Annotated in this window: 15 protein-coding genes; 13 read left to right on the top strand and 2 right to left on the bottom strand. The window is 61.2% G+C overall.

Features of this window, described 5'->3' with window-relative positions; translation table 11 throughout:
* Positions 1–65: 65 nt before the first annotated feature.
* From ACS4NR_RS04165 to ACS4NR_RS04155, 3 genes are all read left to right on the top strand, one after another.
* Positions 66–1,214 carry an aldose epimerase family protein gene (locus ACS4NR_RS04165; protein ID WP_456019165.1) on the top strand — a complete coding sequence of 383 codons (1,149 nt, stop codon included), beginning with the start codon at positions 66–68 and terminating at the stop codon, positions 1,212–1,214.
* Between the two features lie 164 nt (positions 1,215–1,378).
* The gene (locus ACS4NR_RS04160) at positions 1,379–2,200 is read left to right on the top strand and encodes an aldo/keto reductase (protein ID WP_456019164.1); all 822 of its coding nucleotides are present in this window, start codon (positions 1,379–1,381) and stop codon (positions 2,198–2,200) included.
* 28 nt (positions 2,201–2,228) lie between these two features.
* Complete coding sequence (locus tag ACS4NR_RS04155; RefSeq protein ID WP_456019163.1) at positions 2,229–2,699, top strand: DUF1810 domain-containing protein; 471 nt, start codon at positions 2,229–2,231, stop codon at positions 2,697–2,699.
* On the opposite strand, the gene ACS4NR_RS04150 is transcribed toward ACS4NR_RS04155, so the two are convergent.
* Positions 2,664–5,024, bottom strand: coding sequence for a DNA polymerase II (locus ACS4NR_RS04150; RefSeq protein ID WP_456019162.1), 2,361 nt, complete (start codon positions 5,022–5,024; stop codon positions 2,664–2,666). The two genes, ACS4NR_RS04155 and ACS4NR_RS04150, sit on opposite strands and share 36 nt — an antisense overlap.
* Before the next feature lie 329 nt (positions 5,025–5,353).
* Here ACS4NR_RS04150 and ACS4NR_RS04145 point away from each other — a divergent pair, with 329 nt between their 5' ends.
* On the top strand, positions 5,354–5,794 hold the full coding sequence (locus ACS4NR_RS04145) for a CBS domain-containing protein (protein WP_027613875.1): 441 nt from the start codon (positions 5,354–5,356) through the stop codon (positions 5,792–5,794).
* A 135-nt stretch (positions 5,795–5,929) separates the two neighbouring features.
* On the opposite strand, the gene ACS4NR_RS04140 is transcribed toward ACS4NR_RS04145, so the two are convergent.
* Positions 5,930–6,553 carry a glutathione S-transferase gene (locus tag ACS4NR_RS04140; RefSeq protein WP_456019161.1) on the bottom strand — a complete coding sequence of 208 codons (624 nt, stop codon included), beginning with the start codon at positions 6,551–6,553 and terminating at the stop codon, positions 5,930–5,932.
* Positions 6,554–7,699: 1,146 nt separating this feature from the next.
* Between ACS4NR_RS04140 and ACS4NR_RS04135 the strand changes: the two genes are divergently transcribed.
* The 9 genes from ACS4NR_RS04135 to ACS4NR_RS04095 all read left to right on the top strand — a co-directional run bounded on the left by ACS4NR_RS04135 (position 7,700) and on the right by ACS4NR_RS04095 (position 19,080).
* Positions 7,700–8,524 (top strand): energy transducer TonB, encoded by an 825-nt coding sequence (locus ACS4NR_RS04135; RefSeq protein WP_095138765.1) that lies wholly within the window; start codon positions 7,700–7,702, stop codon positions 8,522–8,524.
* Between the two features lie 51 nt (positions 8,525–8,575).
* The gene (locus tag ACS4NR_RS04130; RefSeq protein ID WP_095138764.1) at positions 8,576–9,283 is read left to right on the top strand and encodes a MotA/TolQ/ExbB proton channel family protein; all 708 of its coding nucleotides are present in this window, start codon (positions 8,576–8,578) and stop codon (positions 9,281–9,283) included.
* Positions 9,283–9,684, top strand: coding sequence for an ExbD/TolR family protein (locus tag ACS4NR_RS04125; protein ID WP_007918272.1), 402 nt, complete (start codon positions 9,283–9,285; stop codon positions 9,682–9,684). The genes ACS4NR_RS04130 and ACS4NR_RS04125 overlap by 1 nt, the downstream gene beginning before the upstream one ends.
* A 206-nt stretch (positions 9,685–9,890) precedes the next feature.
* The gene (locus ACS4NR_RS04120) at positions 9,891–12,602 is read left to right on the top strand and encodes a TonB-dependent receptor (RefSeq protein ID WP_456019160.1); all 2,712 of its coding nucleotides are present in this window, start codon (positions 9,891–9,893) and stop codon (positions 12,600–12,602) included.
* Positions 12,603–12,787: 185 nt separating this feature from the next.
* A complete protein-coding gene (locus tag ACS4NR_RS04115; protein ID WP_456019159.1) occupies positions 12,788–14,653 on the top strand; it encodes an extracellular solute-binding protein in 1,866 nt (621 codons plus the stop codon).
* A 1-nt stretch (position 14,654) separates the two neighbouring features.
* On the top strand, positions 14,655–15,719 hold the full coding sequence (locus ACS4NR_RS04110; RefSeq protein WP_166496675.1) for a microcin C ABC transporter permease YejB: 1,065 nt from the start codon (positions 14,655–14,657) through the stop codon (positions 15,717–15,719).
* Complete coding sequence (locus ACS4NR_RS04105; RefSeq protein WP_115985656.1) at positions 15,719–16,741, top strand: ABC transporter permease; 1,023 nt, start codon at positions 15,719–15,721, stop codon at positions 16,739–16,741. The genes ACS4NR_RS04110 and ACS4NR_RS04105 overlap by 1 nt, the downstream gene beginning before the upstream one ends.
* Positions 16,742–16,755: 14 nt before the next feature.
* Positions 16,756–18,390 carry an ABC transporter ATP-binding protein gene (locus ACS4NR_RS04100; RefSeq protein ID WP_456019158.1) on the top strand — a complete coding sequence of 545 codons (1,635 nt, stop codon included), beginning with the start codon at positions 16,756–16,758 and terminating at the stop codon, positions 18,388–18,390.
* Positions 18,391–18,558: 168 nt separating this feature from the next.
* The gene (locus ACS4NR_RS04095; RefSeq protein WP_346650874.1) at positions 18,559–19,080 is read left to right on the top strand and encodes a DUF3455 domain-containing protein; all 522 of its coding nucleotides are present in this window, start codon (positions 18,559–18,561) and stop codon (positions 19,078–19,080) included.
* Positions 19,081–19,234 lie beyond the last annotated feature (154 nt).

The following is a 19,234-nucleotide window of genomic DNA, read 5'->3' as shown; positions in this document are numbered from 1 at the left end:
CCTTCGGCAGCTCCTACAGGGGAATTGTGGTGTTTTGAAAACAACAACAAAAAGGAAGGTCAACCATGCTTCAATCACGTCACCTGCTCTCCGGCCTCGGACTGTCCCTGATGATTGCCACCCTTTCCGCCAATGCGGCGGGCCTGACCGCTGAACACAAAGCCTTCGGCAAAACCAACGACGGCACGCCCGTCGAGCAATACATCCTGCGCAACAGCCACGGCATGCAGGCGACCGTCATCACCTACGGCGCCACCCTGCAATCACTGCTGGTGCCGGACAAACACGGCAAAGCCGCCGATGTAGTACTGGGTTTCGACGATGTTCAGGGTTACCAGAAAGGCACGGCGTATTTCGGCGCGACCATCGGCCGTTTCGGCAATCGCCTCGCCGACGGCGCCTTCGAACTGGACGGCAAGCGCTATCAGGTGCCGCAGAACGACAAGTCCAACGCTTTGCACGGCGGCACTCAGGGCTTCGACAAGAAGGTCTGGAAAGCGCAGGAAACCAAGGACAAGGATTCAGTCGGCGTGACCCTGACCTATCTGTCGGCGGACGGTGAAATGGGCTTCCCCGGCAACCTCACCACCGAAGTGACCTACCGCCTGACCGACAGCAACGAGTTGCGCATCGACTATAAGGCCAGCACTGATAAACCGACGGTGCTCAACCTGACCAACCACAGCTACTTCAACCTCGCGGGTGCCGGCAATGGCGACATCCTCAAGCAGGTTGCCACCTTGCACGCCAGCCATTACACCCCGGTCACCGGCAAACTGATCCCGACCGGCGAACTGGCGCCAGTGGCCGGCACACCAATGGACTTCACCAAACCCACCGCCATTGGTACGCGCATCAAGGCCGATCACCCGCAGCTGAAATTCGCCGAACCGAAACAGGGTGGCTTCGATTTCAACTGGGTGCTGGATACCAAAGGTGATGTGAGCAAAGTCGCCGCCGAGGTCAGCGATCCGCAGTCAGGGCGGCATTTGCAGTTGTTCACCAGCGAGCCTGGTGTGCAGTTCTATACCAGTAACTTCCTCGACGGCACGGTCAAGGGCAAGGGTGGCAAGGTCTATCCGCACTGGGGCGCGTTTACCCTGGAGACCCAGCACTATCCGGATGCGCCGAATCAGCCGGACTTCCCGAGCACGCGGCTGGATCCGGGGCAGACTTACAACCATAGCGTGGTGTTGAAGTTTTCTGCCAGGTAAAAGCTGAAGATCAAGAGATCGCAGCCTGCGGCAGCTCCTACAGTGGGACCCCATCCCTCCTGTAGGAGCTGCCGAAGGCTGCGATCTTTTGCTTTTGAGCCCCATGGAACCCCTGCGCTATCCTGCTGCCCACTAAGGTATGACCATCAGCACAGGAGGTTTGAATGCGTACCCTTGAACTGGCAGGCGTGCAGGTTCCAGTGATCGGCCAGGGCACCTGGCGCATGGGCGAAGACCGTTCGGCGCACCAGCGTGAAGTGTCCGCGCTGCGACAAGGTATCGAGTTGGGCATGACCCTCATCGACACCGCAGAAATGTACGCCGAAGGCGGCGCCGAAAGCGTGGTCGGCGAAGCCATTGCCGGCCTGCGTGATCAGGTGTTTCTGGTGAGCAAAGTCTATCCGCACAACGCCAGCCGCAAAGGCATCCCGCAAGCCTGCGAGCGCAGTCAGCGCCGGCTCGACACCGACTACATCGACCTCTATCTGCTGCACTGGCGCGGCCAGTATCCGCTGGAAGAAACCGTCGAAGCCTTCGAACGCCTGCGCGAGGACGGCAAGATCGGCCGTTGGGGCGTGTCGAATTTCGATGTCGATGACCTCGAAGAACTGGCCAACCCGGCCTGCGCGACCAATCAGGTGCTGTACAACCTGGAGGAGCGCGGCGTCGAATTCGACTTGCTGCCATGGTGCCAACAGGAGCGCATGCCGTTGATGGCGTACTGCCCGATCGGCCAGGGCGGTGCGATGCTGGCCGAACCGGTACTGAACAAGATTGCCGCCCGTCACAACGTGACTCCGGCACAGGTTTCGCTGGCGTGGATTCTGCGTCAGGATGGTGTAATTGCGATTCCCAAGGCTGTGCGACCGGAACACGTGCAACTCAATGCACAAGCGGCGCAGTTGCAACTGGATGCCGGGGATCTGGCGGCGCTGGACCAGGTATTCAAAGCGCCACAACGCAAGCAGCGGCTGGCGATGGTCTGAGTCGCTGGCTGCTGGCGAGGGCTTCGTCATGAGAAGCACTGATCAGTACGACCCGTTCAATCTGCAGCGTTTCGTCCAGGCCCAGGACCCGGTGTTCGAACGGGTCCAGCGTGAGCTCAACGAGGGGCGCAAGCGCAGCCACTGGATGTGGTTTGTGTTCCCGCAGTTCGCCGGGCTGGGCGGCAGCGAAATGTCCAGGCGCTTCGCCATTCAATCCGCTGACGAGGCGCGGGCCTATCTGGCCCACGACCTGCTCGGTGCGCGGCTGCGCACCTGCACGCAACTGGTGCTGAACATCCGCCAGCGTTCGATTGCCGAGATTTTCGGCCACCCGGATGACCTGAAATTCCACTCCTCGATGACCCTGTTTGCGCAGTTCAGCGCCGAAGATTGCCCGTTTGCTCAGGCACTGGAGCGCTACTTCCACGGCATCCTCGATGAATGGACCCTGCAACTGCTGGACTCAAAACAGGCCCAGTTGCCCCCCGATCAGGGTTGAGAAATCGTCGTCGACGAACGGCAGAATCGCGTCCGCCACCGGTTGCAGCTGGCGGGTGATGTAGTGGTCGTAGTCAATCGCGGCGCGACGCACTTCCAGCGGTTCCGGCCCGGCCAGGGTGATGACGTAACTGATCCAGCCGCCGTTCTGGTATTGCCGCGGGCGACCCTGCCGCGCGTTGTAATCGTCTGCCAGCCGTGCAGCGCGAACATGCGGCGGTACGTTGCGTTCGTAGTCGTCGAGGGTGCGGCGCAGGCGTTTGCGGTAGACCAGTCGCTCATCGAACTCGCCGGCCAGGGTCTTGCGCACGTAATCGCGCACGTAATCCTGATACGGCTTGCGCTGGAAAATCCGCTCGTAGAGTTCCTGCTGGAACTGCCGGGCCAGCAGCGACCAGTCGGTGCGCACGGTTTCCAGGCCCTTGTAGACCATTTCTTCGCTGCCATCGGCGCGTGTCACCAGTCCGGCGTAGCGCTTCTTGCTGCCCTCCTCGGCGCCGCGAATGGTCGGCATCAGAAAGCGTTTGTAGTGGGTCTCGTACTGCAATTCGAGGGCGCTTTGCAGGCCGTATTCCTTACGCACGTGCTCGCGCCACCAGTCGTTGACGTGCTTGACCAGCGCCTGCCCGATCTGCGCCGCTTCCTCCTGCCCATGCGCGCGACGCAGCCAGACGAAGGTCGAGTCGGTGTCGCCGTAGATCACCGCGTGGCCCTGCGCTTCGATGAGTTGACGGGTGCGCAGCATGATCTCGTGGCCGCGCAGAGTGATCGACGACGCCAGACGCGTATCGAAAAACCGGCAACCGCTGGAACCGAGCACGCCGTAGAAGGCGTTCATGATGATCTTCAGCGCTTGCGACAACGGTGCGTTGTGCTCGCGCTTGGCGGTCTCGCGGCCCTCGGCGACCCGCGCGACAATCGACGGCAGGCAATGCCGGGTGCGCGAAAACCGTGCGCCGCGAAAACCCGGCACCGAATCGGCATCGTCCGGGTGTTGCAGGCCTTCGATCAGACCCACCGGGTCGATCAGAAAGGTGCGGATGATCGACGGATACAGGCTCTTGTAATCGAGCACCAGCACCGACTCGTACAGCCCCGGCTGCGAATCCATGACGAAGCCACCGGGGCTGGCCTGTGGCGGATTGGTGCCCAGGTTCGGCGCAACGAAACCCTGACGGTGCATCAGCGGCATATACAAATGGGTAAACGCCGCCACCGAGCCGCCGCTGCGATCCGCAGGCAGGCCGGTAACGCTGGCGCGTTCCAGGAGAAACGTCAGCAGCTCGGTCTTGGCGAAGATCCGCGTGACCAGCTCACAGTCCTTAAGGTTGTACTTGGCGAGCGCCGGTTTGTCCTCGGCGAACATGCGGTTGATTTCGTCCATGCGCTGGTACGGGTTGTCGATCGCCTTGCCCTCGCCGAGCAAGGTCTGGGCGACGTTTTCCAGGCTGAACGAGGGAAAACTCCAGGTCGCCGAACGCAGCGATTCGATGCCGTCGATGATCAAGCGCCCCGCTGCCGAGGCAAAGTAGTGCGTGCGGCTGCCGTGTTCGCGCCACTGCATCTCCTCACCGCCACGGCCGATTTTCAGCGGCACACCGAGGCGTCGCGCGTGTTCGTGAAGGATGCGCAGGTCGAACTGCACGACGTTCCAGCCGATGATTGCGTCGGGGTCGTGCAGCGCGAACCAGTCGTTGAGCTTTTTCAGGATCACGGTGCGCGAATCACAGTATTCGAGATCGAAGTCGACGATGCTGGCGTCGCCGTTGGGCGCGCCGAGCATGTACACCTGACGCTGGCCGCAGCCTTCGAGGGCAATGGAATAAAGCTCGCCGGTTTCGGTGGTTTCGATATCCAGCGAGACCAGCCGTAGTTGAGGTCGGTATTTCGGATCAGGTTTAAGTTGGGCGTTGAGCAATACGCCGTCAGCGTCGGCGCTACCGCCGAACAGCACTGGTGCGGTGATGAAACGCTCCATCAGATAACGCTCGGGCGGACGCACATCGGCCTCAAAGACGTCGACCCCGGCCCGGCTGAGCGCGGTTTCCAGGCGCATCAACTGGCCGTGTTGCTGGCAATACAGGCCCAACACCGGGCGATGTTCGAAATCCTGCAAGGCCAATGGTCGCAGTTCGACGTTCTTTTCGTCGTGCAGCAGGCGTTCGGCCGCTTCGCGTTGTGCGGCAGGGATAAACGCTACCGACGTTTGCGGCGCCAGGCGCACACGGCGCGGCCCGGCGTCGGTCGCCAGCCAGAACTCGACTTCGGTGCCGGCCGGGGTATCGCGCCAATGCCGGGTCAGGACGAAGCCCTGCTGTAAATCCACCACTGCAACCTCAGGAATTGAATCAGAGGGGCATTCTACGCGGCATCGTCCGAGATAACCCCATCCCCTGTGGCGAGGGAGCTTGCTCCCGCTCGGCTGTGCAGCAGTCGCAAAACCAGGCAATGCGGCGTATCAGACAAACCGAATTCTCAGGGTTTGGGCCTGCTACGCAGTCCAGCGGGAGCAAGCTCCCTCGCCACAGGGTTAGAGCCAACCCGGAAAAACCGCCAAATGACGTTTTTTGCGTGCTATCTGCCGCTTTGCCACCTTGCCCTGCGCGCAAGGGTCTACGATGCTTGAAGAACAACGACAACACCTGAGTAACCGCCATGAAGACCGTCGCCCAACTGCTCAAACTCAAAGATCAGAAAAATCAGGAAGTGCACCATATCGATCCCGGTCACATGGTGCTCGAAGCGCTGATGAAAATGGCCGAAAAAAACGTCGGGGCCTTGGTGGTGATGGAAGATGACAAAGTGGTCGGCATCATCAGTGAGCGTGATTACGCACGCAAACTGGTACTGCACGGGCGCTCGTCAGTCGGCACACCGGTGCGCGACATCATGGTCAAGGATGTCATCACCGTGGACACCCACCAGACCGTCGACACCTGCCTGGGCATCATGTCCGACAAACGCCTGCGCCACTTGCCGGTGGTGGAGAACGGCAAGCTGATCGGCCTGCTGTCGATCGGCGACCTGGTGAAAGAGGCGATTGCCGAACAGGCAGAGCTGATCAAGCAGTTGGAGCAGTACATTCGCGGGGAGTGATCTCCTTCCGTCCGAGCACCGCAAATCCCCTGTGGGAGCGGGCTTGCTCGCGAATGCGGTGTATCAGTCGAAACATCTCTGACTGACACACCGCATTCGCGAGCAAGCCCGCTCCCACATTGGTTTACCGGGTGTTCAGGACGGCCAATGCCGGGCAAACACCGGCGCCAGCACCGGGTGCCGGTCGATGCGTTGCAGCCACGCATAAAACCCTGGACGGGTCTGGCGCAGATGCTCGCGGCTCCCCGCCCAGCGCGTCACCACTGCCGCCAGCACGTCCAGCGCGCCGGGCGCTTCGTCGTCCAGGTACAACTCGGCGGAAAACTGGTCGGCAAACACTTCCCAACTCCAGTGCAGGCGCTCACGTGCGCCGGCCATCAGGTTCTGCCGTGAGGCTTCGTCCGGCATCACCAGCCAGCGCTCGGGATAATCGATGACGCCGATGGCCGCATAGCAATTGCTGGCGATGTAGACCATGCCGCGAATCGCCTGATCGCGATCGGCAGCCTTGGCCGGCAACAGGCCGGATTCGGGAAAGCTCAGGCCCAGATGAATCAGAATCGCCACACTCTCGGTGATCGCACTGCCATCGGGCAATTGCAGGGTCGGCACCTGCTTCAGTGGATTGAGGCGCGCCAGTGCCTCCGCGGCCTCGGTCGAGGCTTCGATATCGATAAAGCGATAGGCGATCTGGCATAACTCCAGCGCCGCCTCGATGGCTGCGGCACCTGAATTGCGATGTCCGTACAGTTGATACATGCCCCCTCCTCGATCTCGACAGATCTGTGTAGCCCTATTTATAGCGGGTGTATCCGCTTTGGCACGTTTTTCCCATGCATTGGCGACTTGCGAATTCAAACCTCGCAAAACAGCGCTGGCGGTGCCCATCCCGCACCAAGAGCAATCATCGAACGCTATCCGCGTTCTTGTAAGGTGCGATACCGAACCAAAAGTTCGCGTATCCGAGCTGGCAACAAGGAGTTCACCGCGTGAATCTTCAAACGCTCTGCCGCATCAACCGCTGCTTGCTTGTTTATCCACAACGCCGAGTTCGTTCGAACAGTCCCGGCGGCGAGCGCCTGTACTTTATTACCTGACTGCATGACCGCATACCGTGATTGGCGATGAGCTCTTCGCCGACAATGGCGTGCTATTTATTTTTTAAATACAACTGCAAAAGTTACTGCACGAGCGCCGTATTAAATGAGCGTAAACGAGATTGTCGGACAATAACTTTCAAATACTTTGCAAGTGCACCAAAACGGCTCCAGCAACCCGAACTACTCAACACTGAAAACACTGATTTCATTTAAACAAGAACAAGGAATAAACGCCGTGATCCGCTAAAACAGAGACCCGCACCAAATCAGTCCGCCGCGCACCAGCAAGTGCCCCGGCCGTTAGCCAAGCCGCCGCTCTATCCCGCCGATCAGCGTGATACCGCGTATAGCCTGACTCGCCTCTGAAAAAACTCCACTCACGGGCGTTACGGGAAACTGTTGGCCGGAGAAATACACGACCAAGGCAAAACTTATATAAATGCGACATGGGTAACATTGATGAAATAAGCGCTCTACATTTCAGCAATATCTGGCACAGCGGTTGCTAATTGAACTGCGAACACGAAATTTGTAGGGGCTGCCGAAGGCTGCGATCTTTGCTTTTAAGATCAAAAGATCGCAGCCTGCGGCAGCTCCTACATAAGGCACAAAAACAACCAGGGAATGGGTAATGAACACTCGAAGTCGATGGCTCTAAGCCAGTAACTGTAAGCAAGCCCTGTTCAATGGATAGTTCAACTATCGGCCTGCGCACACCTTAAAGAAAGTTACACCCACCCACTCGAACATCACCCCAATGTTCGGACGGCACCTTATTGCCCTTCATCAACCCGAGGGAGCTTTAATGAACGATGCGGTAAAGCACAGAACCCTGCCGGGGTCGTTACGGGAAGCGCCCGTCCCGCCGTCGCCGGACAGGCCAGCCTTCACGGCCAATACCTCGCAACCCGGCGGGTTGAACAAACAGCAGATGCTGTTGCTGGTGGCTGTGTCGGCGCTGATACACGGCGGCGCCTGGTGGTTTTTCCAGCAGACCCGACCCGAGCCACTGCCGACTCCGCCGCAGATTCCGGAAATGACCGTCGAGTTGACCAGCCCGACGCCGCCGGCACCGCCCACACCGGAACCGCCGCCCCCACCGCCACCGCCGCCCCCTCCGGAACCTGAACAACCGGTGGAAGACGAAGACGCGGTCAAGCCACCGCCAAAACCGGTAGAGAAACCCAAGCCGATCGAAAAACCGAAACCGGTCGAGAAGCCCAAACCAGTGAAGAAAGTCGAGCCGCCAAAAGCTCCGCCCGCCCCGGCACAACCGGCCGCTCCCGCTGCGCCGGCGACACCGAGCGCGCCACCGGCCCCGGCCGCCGCGCCTGGCCCGGTCAAGGAATCGGCAGCGATTTCCGGTCTCGCCAGCCTTGGCAACCCGCCGCCGGAATACCCGTCGCTGGCGCTGCGACGCAATTGGGAAGGCAGCGTGGTGCTGCGCATTCAGGTGCTGGCCAATGGTCGCGCCGGCACGGTGACAGTGACCAAGTCCAGCGGCAAGCCGCAACTGGATGACGCCGCCGTCGCGGCGGTGAAGAACTGGAAGTTCATTCCGGCCAAACGCGGTGACACGCCGATTGACGGCTTCGCCACCCAGACCATCGATTTCAAATTGCCGCAATAACGGCACAACCCGACGAACTCACAACCGACTTAATGCAAGCGAGGTGTAGCGATGAACAATTCACTGTCTTCGATGATTGTCCCCGGTGTGCTCTGGGGCCTGGTGCTGTTTTCCGTGGTCAGCTGGGCGATCCTGCTGGTCAAGTCGGCGCAATACCTGCGCCAGAAATCCCAGAACAAACAGTTCAGCAAAGCTTTCTGGGGCGCGCCGGATCTGCTGACTGCCGCCGAACACGCCAGCCAGTATCCGGGCTCGCTGGCGCGCATCGCCAGCAGCGGTTTCGAAGCCTTGCTGGTGGAAGAATCGCCACGTACCACGCAACAACTGGCGCACACCATCAACCGTTCCGATCGCCTGGAGCGCAACCTGCGCCAGCAGATTCAGAAGGAACGCCGCTCGCTGGAAAACGGTCAGGCGATCCTCGCCAGTATCGGCAGCACCGCGCCGTTCATTGGTCTGTTCGGCACCGTGTGGGGAATCATGGAAGCCCTGCAAAGCATTGGCGAAACCGGTTCGGCCAGCCTTGAAGCGGTCGCCGGCCCCATCGGTCATGCACTGATCGCCACAGGTGTGGGGATCGCCGTCGCGGTCCCGGCAGTGCTGATTTACAACTTCTTCCTGCGCCGCCTGAAACTCGCCTCGGCGGACATGGATGACTTCGCCCACGACTTCGACGCCCTGGCCTCGCGCAGCGCGTTCTCCATCAGCCGCCAGGCCATCGCCAGCAAAACCACAGCCGCCGTGCGGGAGGCCAGCTGATGTCCTTTTCTACCCAAGACAGCGATGAAGTGCTCAGCGAAATGAACGTCACGCCGCTGGTGGACGTGATGCTCGTGCTGCTGGTGGTGTTCATCGTCACCGCGCCGCTGATGACCAACGCGATCAAGGTCAACCTGCCGAAAACCGATGCCGTCGCCCCCGCTGAAAAGAAAGACCCGGTGGTGGTCAGCGTCGATCAGGACGGCAAGTTCTACCTGGCGAAAACCGAACTGGCGCCGGAATCGCTGGAAGCCAGCCTCAAGGAGGTCAAGGCCAAGGACGCCGAAGTTCGCGTGCAGTTGCAGGCCGACTCCGCCGTCAATTACGGCCAGGTGGCGAAAGCCATGGCGTCGATCGAACGCTCGGGCATTACCAAGATTTCGGTGATGACCACCCATTGAGTGCGGTGGCGGGCGCGCATTGAGGGCACGCCCGCCACCGTTCGCTGACTCCCGTCGCAACCAGCCGACCGAAAAAACGCCACGCGTCTTCGGAGGGGATCGGCTTGCTTGAAGAAAGTGGTTTTCCGCACGCGGTATCACCGATAGCGGAGCAATGAGGGGCTCACAAGGCCAATTCGATAACGTCTGACAAGTCGGAAACAACCATGCTGATGAACACTCCACGCTTCACGCTCAAACCTTTGGTGGCAACGATCTCTCGTCACCGTTTTGTTCCGTTGTATCTGGTGGCCATGGGGATGGGCGCCGGGACTGTGCAAGCCGCCGAGGATGACAACGCCACCGTGCCCGCTGCGGCAGCGGTGGAGGCGCCGACCACGCAACTGCAACGGGTGGAAGTGACGGGTTCGGCGATTCGCCGGGTCGATGCGGAAACGGCCGTGCCGATCACCATTCTCAAGGCCGATGAGCTGCGCAAACAGGGCGTGACCACCACCGCCGAACTGGTGCAGCGAATCACCGGCAGCCAGTCGATCAACAACAGCGCCGGCTCGGTGGGCGCGGCTACTGGCGGCGCTTCATTTGCCGACATGCGCGGCATCGGCGCGAACAAGACCCTGGTGCTGCTCAACGGCCGACGCCTGGCGAACAACGCCTTGTCGGGCACCAACTCGGCCGGCGGCGCGGTGGATCTGAACATGATCCCGTTTGCCGCGATCGAGCGCGTGGAGGTGCTGCGCGATGGCGCGTCAGCCCTGTACGGCACCGACGCCATCGGCGGCGTGATCAACTTCATCACCAAAAAATCCCTGACCGACGGCCAGCTCACCCTCGGTGGCGAAACCCCGACCCACAGCGGCGGCGGCGCGACCAAAGACATGAGCGCCAGTTGGGGCTACGGCGACCTTGAGCAAGACCGCTTCAACGTGCTCGGCGTGTTCAACTACAACAAGCAGCAGAACCTCGATGCCAACGACCGCTCCTTCGCCCGCGACTACGATCCTGGTCGTGGCCTGGACCAGACCTCCGGCACCGCATTCCCCGGCAACTACAGCCAGAACGGCAACGCCACCAACCCGTTGGCCAACAGCAATTGCAACGGCCCCAACCTGGTGGCCCGTGATGGCCTATGCCGCTTCAGCACCCGCGAATACATCGACCTGGTGCCGCAAACCGAGAAGACTTCGTTTTTCGGCAAGACCACCGGCAAGCTCGGCGACGATCACAACGTCAACCTCGAATACTTCTGGTCACGCAACAACAACGCCACCGCAGTCGGCCCGGCCCCGCTCACCGGCCTGAGCCTGGATTCCTCGTCGCCCTACTACCCCGGCAACGGCATTACCCCGGCCCCGACCGATTTCGCCCTCGACCCGACGCAGCCGGTCGACGTCAACTGGCGCGAAACCGCCGCTGGCCCGCGTGAATCGAAAGACCAGAACACCAGCCAGCGCTTTCTGCTGAGTTTTGACGGTCTGGTCGGCGGTTGGGATTACAACGTCGGCGCCTCGTACAACCAGAACAAAATCGTCTCCAGCGTCACCAGCGGTTATGTCAGCGATCAGGCGATGATCGATGGCCTGGCCAGCGGTCTGCTCAACCCGTTCGGCCCGCAATCGGCCGCCGGTCAGCAGTACATCGACGCCGCCGCCTACCACGGCGCCTATTCCACCGCTGTTGGTCGGGTCGCCGGGTTTGACGGGAGGATCAGCCGCGAAATCGGCGACTGGTTCGGTGCCGGTCCCTCCGGTCTGGCGCTGGGCGGCGAGTACCGCAAAGAGAAATTCCATCAGGATTTCGAGCAGTTTGCCGGCGACATTCAGAGCCTCGGCATCGACCCGGCCGGCAGCGTCGAGGGCGACCGCAGCGTGAAAGCCGCGTACGCCGAAATCAACGTGCCGGTGCTCGACAGCCTCGAACTGTCCGCCGCCGTGCGCCACGACAAATACAGCGACTTCGGCAGCACCACCAACCCGAAATATTCGTTCCGTTATCAGCCCTTGAAAGAGCTGGTAGTGCGTGGCGCGTACAGCGAAGGGTTCCGTGCGCCGTCGCTGTACGAGCTGTATTCGCCGCGCAGCATCACCTTCACCCAGGGCTATTACAACGACCCGGTGCTGTGTACCGGTGGCGTGGTGCAACCGGGCGGCAACGGCGGGCGCGATTGCGGCCAGCAGTTCCTCAACCAGATTGGCGGCAACGAAGATCTGGCCCCGGAGAAGGCGCGTAACGTGACCCTGGGCTTTGTCTATCAACCGGTCAACAACCTGTCGGTGGGTCTGGATTTCTGGTGGATTCACATTTCCAACCAGATCCAGCCGTTCCCCGAATCCACCGTGTTCGATCAGGCCGGCAGCTACCCGGATCGCTTCGTGCGCAACGCCGACGGCACGCTGAACTACATCGTCACCGGCAACGCCAACCTCGGCATCGTCGAGACCAACGGTGTCGATGTGTCGCTGGACTACCGCTTCCCGAACACGCCTTACGGCCAGTTCGGTCTGGGCCTGCAAGGCACCTACGTGGACGAGTACGACTTCCAGAGCACCATCAAGGGCCCGTTCACTGACAAGGTCGGCGACTTCCAGGGTGACGGCGTGATCGCGCGCTGGAAACACAACCTCACCGGCAGCTGGACCTTCGGCGCGGCGCGGGCGTCGCTGACCAACCGCTTCACCACCGGTTACAACGACTACGACCGCGATACCCATGCGCGCGTGGCCTCGTATTCGGTGTGGGACCTGTCGGCCGGCTACACCTTCAACAAGGTGCTGGATGTCGATGCCGGGATGAAGAACATGTTCGACCGCAACCCACCGTTCTCCAACCAGGCCTACAACTTCCAGAGCGGCTATGACCCGCGCTACACCGACCCGCTGGGCCGCACGCTGTTTGCGCGCATGACGTATCACTTCTGACCGAGAGCACCGGATGTCTCTCCTGTGGGAGATGTTTCCACTGTGGGAGGGGGCTTGCTCCCGAAGGCGGTATATCCGTGAAGGGTGTGTTGACTGACACACCGCCTTCGGGAGCAAGCCCCCTCCCACAGTAGATCTCCCACAGGTTGAGCTGAGCTTTTCCAGGGATTTTGAGGAGTGATTGCATGAGTGTTTTGCGCAACATGGCAGGCCTGCTGCTCGGCGGCGCCTTGCTCTGCGCCGCCGTGCCGGCAATGGCCGCCGGCAGCTACGCAATGACGGTGTACGGCGAGGCGCCGAAGTATCCCGCGGGTTTCGAGCATTTTGATTTCGTTGATCCCAAGGCGCCCAAGGGTGGTTCGCTCAGCCGCGCGTCGATGGAGATCGGCCAGTACAACTACATCACTCCGTATGCCGATCAGGGCATTTCCGTTGTGCAGGTCAACGACTGGGTGTATGCGCCGCTGGCGTTCCGCTCGCTCGACGAGCCCTACACCGTTTACGGTCTGGTCGCGCAACAGATGGAACGCGATCCCGAAGGCCTCTGGGTGCGCTTCACCCTGAACCCCAAGGCACGCTTCGCCGACGGCACGCCGATCACCGCCGAGGACGTGCGCTACACCTTCAACCTGCTGATGACCAAGGGCAGCCTCAGTTATCGTCAGCAGTACGCCGACGTGCAGGACGTGCTGATCGAAGGCCCACGGCAGGTGCGTTTCACTTTCAAGAACAACCTCAACCGCACCCTGGCGCTGGATCTGGCGACACTGCGCGTGGTGCCCGAACACTGGTGGAAGACGCGCGATTTCGCCAACGGCGGCGGCTTCGAACCCCCGCTGGGCAGCGGCCCGTACCGCGTGAGCAAAGTCGATGCCGGACGCAGCATCAGTTTCCAGCGCGACCCGGACTGGTGGGGCAAGGACCTGCCGGTCAGTCGCGGCATGTACAACTTCGACACGCTCACGGTGAATTTCTACGGCGATACCGACGTCGCGCGCCAACTGTTGCAGGCCGGCGCTTTCGACTACAACCGCGAGTTTTCCTCGTCCGGCTACGTGGTCGGCTACGACAGCCCGGCACTGCGTGACGGTCGCTTGCAACAGGCGATCCTCGCCCCGCAGAAACCGACGGCGGCCCAAGGCTTCGTGTTCAACCTGCAAAACCCGATCTTCCAGGATCGCCGCGTGCGCCAGGCGATCAGCCTGCTGTGGGATTTCGAATGGACCAACAAGCAGATGATGCGCGGCTTCTACGTGCGCCAGAACAGCTTCTGGCCAAAAAGTGAAATGGCCGCCACCGCCCTGCCCGACGCCGAGGAACTGAAGATCCTTGAACCGTTGCGCGGGCAGATTCCGGACGAGGTGTTCACCACGGTGTATCAGGCACCGAAAACCGACGGCAGCGGCTACATCCGCGACAAGCAACTGCAAGCCCTCAAGCTGCTCGCCGAGGCCGGCTGGACGCCGCAACACAGCCGACTGGTCAACGCCGCCGGCGAACCTCTGGAGTTCACCTTCCTCGATGGTCAGGGCGGTTTCGACCGCATGCTTTTGCCGTTCAAACGCACCCTCGCGCAGATCGGCATCACCCTCAATCTGCGCCGGATCGACTCGGCGCAATACGTCAACCGCCTCAACGCCCGCGACTACGACATGATCGTCACCAGTTTCCCGCGCAGTGGCGATCCGATCGTCTCCCCCGGCCGCGAGCTGTACAGCCTGTACGCCTCGCAAAGTGCCACGCAGGTCGGCAGTTCGAACTCGATGGTGCTGGCCAACCCGGCGGTCGATCAACTGATCGACGGGCTGGTCAAGGCCGACACCCGCGACGCCATGGTGCATTACGCCCGCGCCCTCGATCGGGTGCTGCAATGGGGTTACTACATGATTCCCAACTACTACTCCAAGGGCACGCCGACGGTGTATCAGAACCGCTTCGGCATGCCGGCGGTGCAACCGGCGTACGACGAAGGCCTCAACACCTGGTGGGAGGTCTCGGCCAAGCCGTTGACCACGCAACAGATGCACACCCAGCTCGCAGGGGGTCAATGACATGCTGCGTTATCTGAGTCGACGTTTGCTGCTGATCATCCCCACGCTGCTGTGCATTCTGGTGGTCAACTTCGTGATTGTGCAGGCCGCACCGGGGGGGCCGGTCGAGCAAGCCATTGCGCGCCTGCAAGGTTTCGGCGGGCACGGCATGGGCGGTGGTGGCGAAGTCGCCGCGATTGGCGGTGCCGGGCGCAGCAGTCGCGGGCTGGACCCGGCGCTGATCGAAGAAATCAAACACCACTACGGCTTCGACAAACCGATGCACGAACGCCTGTGGCTGATGCTGAAAAACTACGCGCAGCTGGATCTGGGCAGCAGTTTCTTTCGCGGCGCCAAGGTCACCGATCTGATCATGCAGAAGCTGCCAGTGTCACTATCCCTGGGTCTTTGGGCAACGCTGATCACCTACCTGATTTCAATCCCGCTGGGCATCCGCAAGGCAATCAGAAACGGCAGTGCGTTCGATGTCTGGAGCAGCACGGCGATCATCATCGGCTACGCGATGCCGGCGTTTCTGTTTGCGATGCTACTGATCGTGGTGTTCGCCGGCGGCAGCTACGTCAACTGGTTCCCGGTGCAGGGGCTGGTGTCGGATAACTTCGACAGCCTCAGCACCCTGGGCAAGGTCGGCGACTACCTCTGGCACCTGGTGTTGCCGGTCACGGCACTGGTGATCGGCGGTTTCGCCACCCTGACCATCCTCACCAAAAACAGCTTCCTCAACGAGATCAGCCGCCAATACGTGATCACCGCGCGGGCCAAGGGTTTGACCGAGCGCCGCGTGCTCTACGGCCACGTGTTTCGCAACGCGATGCTGCTGGTGGTGGCCGGTGTGCCCTCGGCGCTGATCGAGGTGTTTTTCGCCGGTTCCTTGCTGATCGAAACCATCTTCAACCTCGACGGCCTCGGGCGCATGAGTTACGAGGCGGCAGTGTCGCGTGACTATCCGGTGGTGTTCGGCGCGCTGTTTCTGTTCACCCTGTTTGGCCTGCTGATCAAGCTGATCGGTGACCTCTGCTACACCCTGCTCGACCCGCGCATCGACTTCTCGGCGAGGACTGCCTGATGTTCACACTTTCTCCTCTGGGTCAGCGCCGGGTCGCGCAGTTCAAGGCCAACCGCCGTGGACGCTGGTCGCTGTGGCTGTTCATTGGCCTGTGCCTGATCTGCCTCGGCGGCGAACTGATTGCCAACGACAAACCGTTGGTGATCCGCTACCACGGCGCCTTGTACTTCCCGATTCTCAGCGAATACCTGGAAACCGATTTCGGCGGCGAACTGCCGTTCCAGCCGGATTACGCCAGCGCTTACGTGCACGGGCTGATCGAGGATCAGGGCGGCTGGATGCTGTTTCCGCCGATCCCGTTCAGCTACGACACGGTCAATTACGACCTGACTGAACCGGCACCCAGCCCACCCTCTTCCAGCAATTGGCTGGGCACCGACGATCAGGCGCGGGACGTGTTGGCACGGGTGATTTTCGGCACACGGATTTCAATTCTGTTTGCGCTGATCCTCACCGGCATCAGTGCGCTGGTCGGCATCGTTGCCGGGGCGCTGCAGGGTTACTACGGCGGCTGGGTCGACCTGCTCGGGCAACGGGTGCTGGAGATCTGGTCGGGGCTGCCGGTGCTGTATCTGCTGATCATCTTGTCCGGGTTCGTCTCGCCGAGTTTCTGGTGGCTGCTGGGAATCATGGCGCTGTTTTCCTGGCTGGCATTGGTCGACGTGGTGCGCGCCGAGTTCCTGCGTGGCCGTAATCTGGAATACGTCAAAGCCGCGCGGGCGCTGGGGCTGACCGACAGCGAACTGATGCTGCGGCACATCCTGCCCAACGCGATGACCTCCACCCTGACCTACCTGCCGTTCATTCTGACTGGCGCCATCGCCACCCTCACCGCCCTGGATTTCCTCGGTTTCGGCATGCCCGCCGGCACCGCCTCGCTGGGCGAACTGATCGGCCAGGCCAAGCGCAATCTGCAAGCGCCGTGGCTGGGGCTGACGGCATTTTTTGCCTTGGCGCTGATTCTGTCGTTGCTGGTGTTCATCGGTGAGGCTTGCCGTGATGCGTTTGATCCAAGATCTTGATCCGAGGAGCTGACATGAGCGACAACCTGATTGAAATCCGCGACCTGCGTGTCGCCTTCGCCGGGCAGGAAGTGGTGCACGGTCTGAACCTCGATATTCGGCGTGGCGAGTGTCTGGCGCTGGTCGGTGAGTCCGGCTCGGGCAAGTCGGTCACGGCGCATTCGATTTTGCGTCTGTTGCCGGGTAAAACCGTCAGCAGCAATGGTTCGATTGCTTATAACGGGGTGAACCTGCTGCACGCCAGCGAGCAGCAGATGCGTGGTTTGCGCGGCAACCGGATTGCGATGATTTTCCAGGAGCCGATGACCTCCCTCAATCCCCTGCACACCGTGGAACGACAGGTCAGCGAAGTGCTGGAGATCCACAAGGGTCTCAAGGGTCGCGCCGCCCGTGAGCGCACGTTGGAACTGCTGGAACTGGTGGGCATTCGCCAACCTCTGCAGCGTTTGAAAGCCTATCCACATCAGCTCTCCGGCGGTCAACGGCAACGGGTGATGATTGCCATGGCGCTGGCCAACGAGCCAGAACTGCTGATCGCCGATGAGCCGACCACGGCGCTGGACGTCACCGTGCAGCAGAAAATTCTCGAACTGTTGATCGAGTTGCAACAGCGGCTCGGCATGTCGATGCTGCTGATCAGTCACGATCTCAATCTGGTGCGGCGCATCGCGCAACGGGTGTGCGTGATGCGCCGCGGCGAAATCGTCGAACAGGCCGACTGCGAGACGCTGTTTCGCGCGCCGCAGCATCCTTACAGCCGCTTGCTGATCGAAGCTGAACCGAGCGGTGCGCCGGTGCCGAGCCCGTACGAACACAATCTGCTGGAAGTCGATGATTTGAAGGTCTGGTTTGCCCTGCCCAAGACGCTGTTCAGTCGTTCACAGGCGTACGTCAAAGCGGTGGACGGGGTCAGTTTCCGCCTGCAACGCGGCAAGACCCTGGGGATTGTCGGCGAGTCCGGTTCGGGCAAATCGACGCTGGGTCAGGCGATCCTGCGGCTGGTGGAATCCGAGGGCGATATCCGCTTCGGCAACAAGCAGCTGAGCCTGCTCAATCAACGTTTGATGCGCCCCCTGCGACGGCAGATTCAGGTGGTGTTCCAGGACCCGTTCGGCAGCCTGAGCCCGCGGATGTCGGTGCAGCAGATCATTGCCGAAGGGTTGCTGACCCACGGCATCGGCACTGAGGCGGAGCGCGAAGCAGCGGTGATTCGCGTGCTGGAGGAAGTCGGCCTCGACCCAAAGAGTCGTCATCGCTACCCCCACGAATTTTCCGGCGGCCAGCGTCAGCGCATCTCCATCGCCCGCGCGCTGGTGCTGGAGCCGGCGCTGATCCTGCTCGACGAGCCGACCTCGGCGCTGGATCGCACGGTGCAGAAACAAGTGGTGGATCTGTTGCGGCAACTGCAGATCAAGCATGGGCTGACCTATCTGTTCATCAGCCATGACCTGGCGGTGGTGCATGCGCTGGCCCATGACTTGCTGGTGATCAAGGATGGCAAAGTGGTGGAACAGGGTTCGTCGCGGGAGATTTTTGCTGCGCCAACCCACCCCTACACCCAGGAACTGCTGAAAGCCTCCGGCCTCAAGCCCGACGCAAATCCCTGTGGGAGCGGGCTTGCTCGCGAATGCGATATGCCTGTGACATGAATATCGACTGACAGGACGCCTTCGCGAGCAGGCCCGCTCCCACAGGGGGAGATCGGTGGAGGTGGAAAATATTTTTCGGGCACTGCATCCAAACGCCTCCGCCACGGGTAGTCCCTGTAACAGCCCTCTTCGGCTGTCAGCGGTCTACCCCTTTCGGAGATAACACTGATGAACATCACTCAACTGATTGGCCTCACCGGTTTGCTTGTCCTGTCCTCGACAACCTTCGCCCAAAGCAACTATCCCGACGCAATCAAAGTCCCGGAAGGCCACAAGATCGCGATGGAAACCACCGGGGTCGGCGAGATCACTTACGAATGCCGCGACAAGCCCAATGCCGCCGGGCAGACCGAATGGACCTTCGTCGGCCCGAAAGCGGTGCTCAATGATCGCAGCGGCAAGCAGGTCGGCACCTACTTCGGCCCGCCCGCCACCTGGCAGGCCAAGGACGGATCGAAAGTCACCGGCACGCAATTGGCCGTCGCTCCGTCGAGCCCGGGCAACCTGCCCTATCAACTGGTCAAGGCCAACCCGGCTGAAGGCAAAGGCGCGATGAGCGGCGTGAGTTATATCCAGCGGGTCGCGCTCAAGGGCGGCGTGGCCCCGGGCAGCGAATGCACGGCGGCGAACAAGGGCAAGCAGGAAGTGGTGAAATATCAGGCCGATTACATTTTCTGGGCGGCGAACTGAGTTTCTGGCCCACTCCAATCTTCCTAGTGGGAGGGGGCTTGCTCCCGAAGGCGGCGTGTCAGCCAGCATCTCGTTCACTGGCACACTGCATTCGGGAGCAAGCCCCCTCCCACAGAGGAGTCCATAGGGAGAGCCGAGTTGTCTGGATGTTTGC

This window comes from Pseudomonas sp. JQ36, assembly GCF_053851495.1.
Note: the sequence above shows the minus strand (reverse complement) of the source record. Positions and strands in the feature narration are given on the sequence as shown.

Bases quoted from the DNA above. Each gene is read 5' to 3' on its own strand.
- ACS4NR_RS04120 (WP_456019160.1), top strand. From the start codon at position 9,891: ATGCTGATGAACACTCCACGCTTCACGCTCAAACCTTTGGTGGCAACG.
- ACS4NR_RS04135 (WP_095138765.1), top strand. From the start codon at position 7,700: ATGAACGATGCGGTAAAGCACAGAACCCTGCCGGGGTCGTTACGGGAA.
- ACS4NR_RS04110 (WP_166496675.1), top strand. From the start codon at position 14,655: ATGCTGCGTTATCTGAGTCGACGTTTGCTGCTGATCATCCCCACGCTG.
- ACS4NR_RS04145 (WP_027613875.1), top strand. From the start codon at position 5,354: ATGAAGACCGTCGCCCAACTGCTCAAACTCAAAGATCAGAAAAATCAG.
- ACS4NR_RS04160 (WP_456019164.1), top strand. From the start codon at position 1,379: ATGCGTACCCTTGAACTGGCAGGCGTGCAGGTTCCAGTGATCGGCCAG.
- ACS4NR_RS04130 (WP_095138764.1), top strand. From the start codon at position 8,576: ATGAACAATTCACTGTCTTCGATGATTGTCCCCGGTGTGCTCTGGGGC.
- ACS4NR_RS04165 (WP_456019165.1), top strand. From the start codon at position 66: ATGCTTCAATCACGTCACCTGCTCTCCGGCCTCGGACTGTCCCTGATG.
- ACS4NR_RS04155 (WP_456019163.1), top strand. From the start codon at position 2,229: ATGAGAAGCACTGATCAGTACGACCCGTTCAATCTGCAGCGTTTCGTC.
- ACS4NR_RS04095 (WP_346650874.1), top strand. From the start codon at position 18,559: ATGAACATCACTCAACTGATTGGCCTCACCGGTTTGCTTGTCCTGTCC.
- ACS4NR_RS04105 (WP_115985656.1), top strand. From the start codon at position 15,719: ATGTTCACACTTTCTCCTCTGGGTCAGCGCCGGGTCGCGCAGTTCAAG.
- ACS4NR_RS04125 (WP_007918272.1), top strand. From the start codon at position 9,283: ATGTCCTTTTCTACCCAAGACAGCGATGAAGTGCTCAGCGAAATGAAC.
- ACS4NR_RS04100 (WP_456019158.1), top strand. From the start codon at position 16,756: ATGAGCGACAACCTGATTGAAATCCGCGACCTGCGTGTCGCCTTCGCC.
- ACS4NR_RS04115 (WP_456019159.1), top strand. From the start codon at position 12,788: ATGAGTGTTTTGCGCAACATGGCAGGCCTGCTGCTCGGCGGCGCCTTG.
- ACS4NR_RS04140 (WP_456019161.1), bottom strand. From the start codon at position 6,553: ATGTATCAACTGTACGGACATCGCAATTCAGGTGCCGCAGCCATCGAG.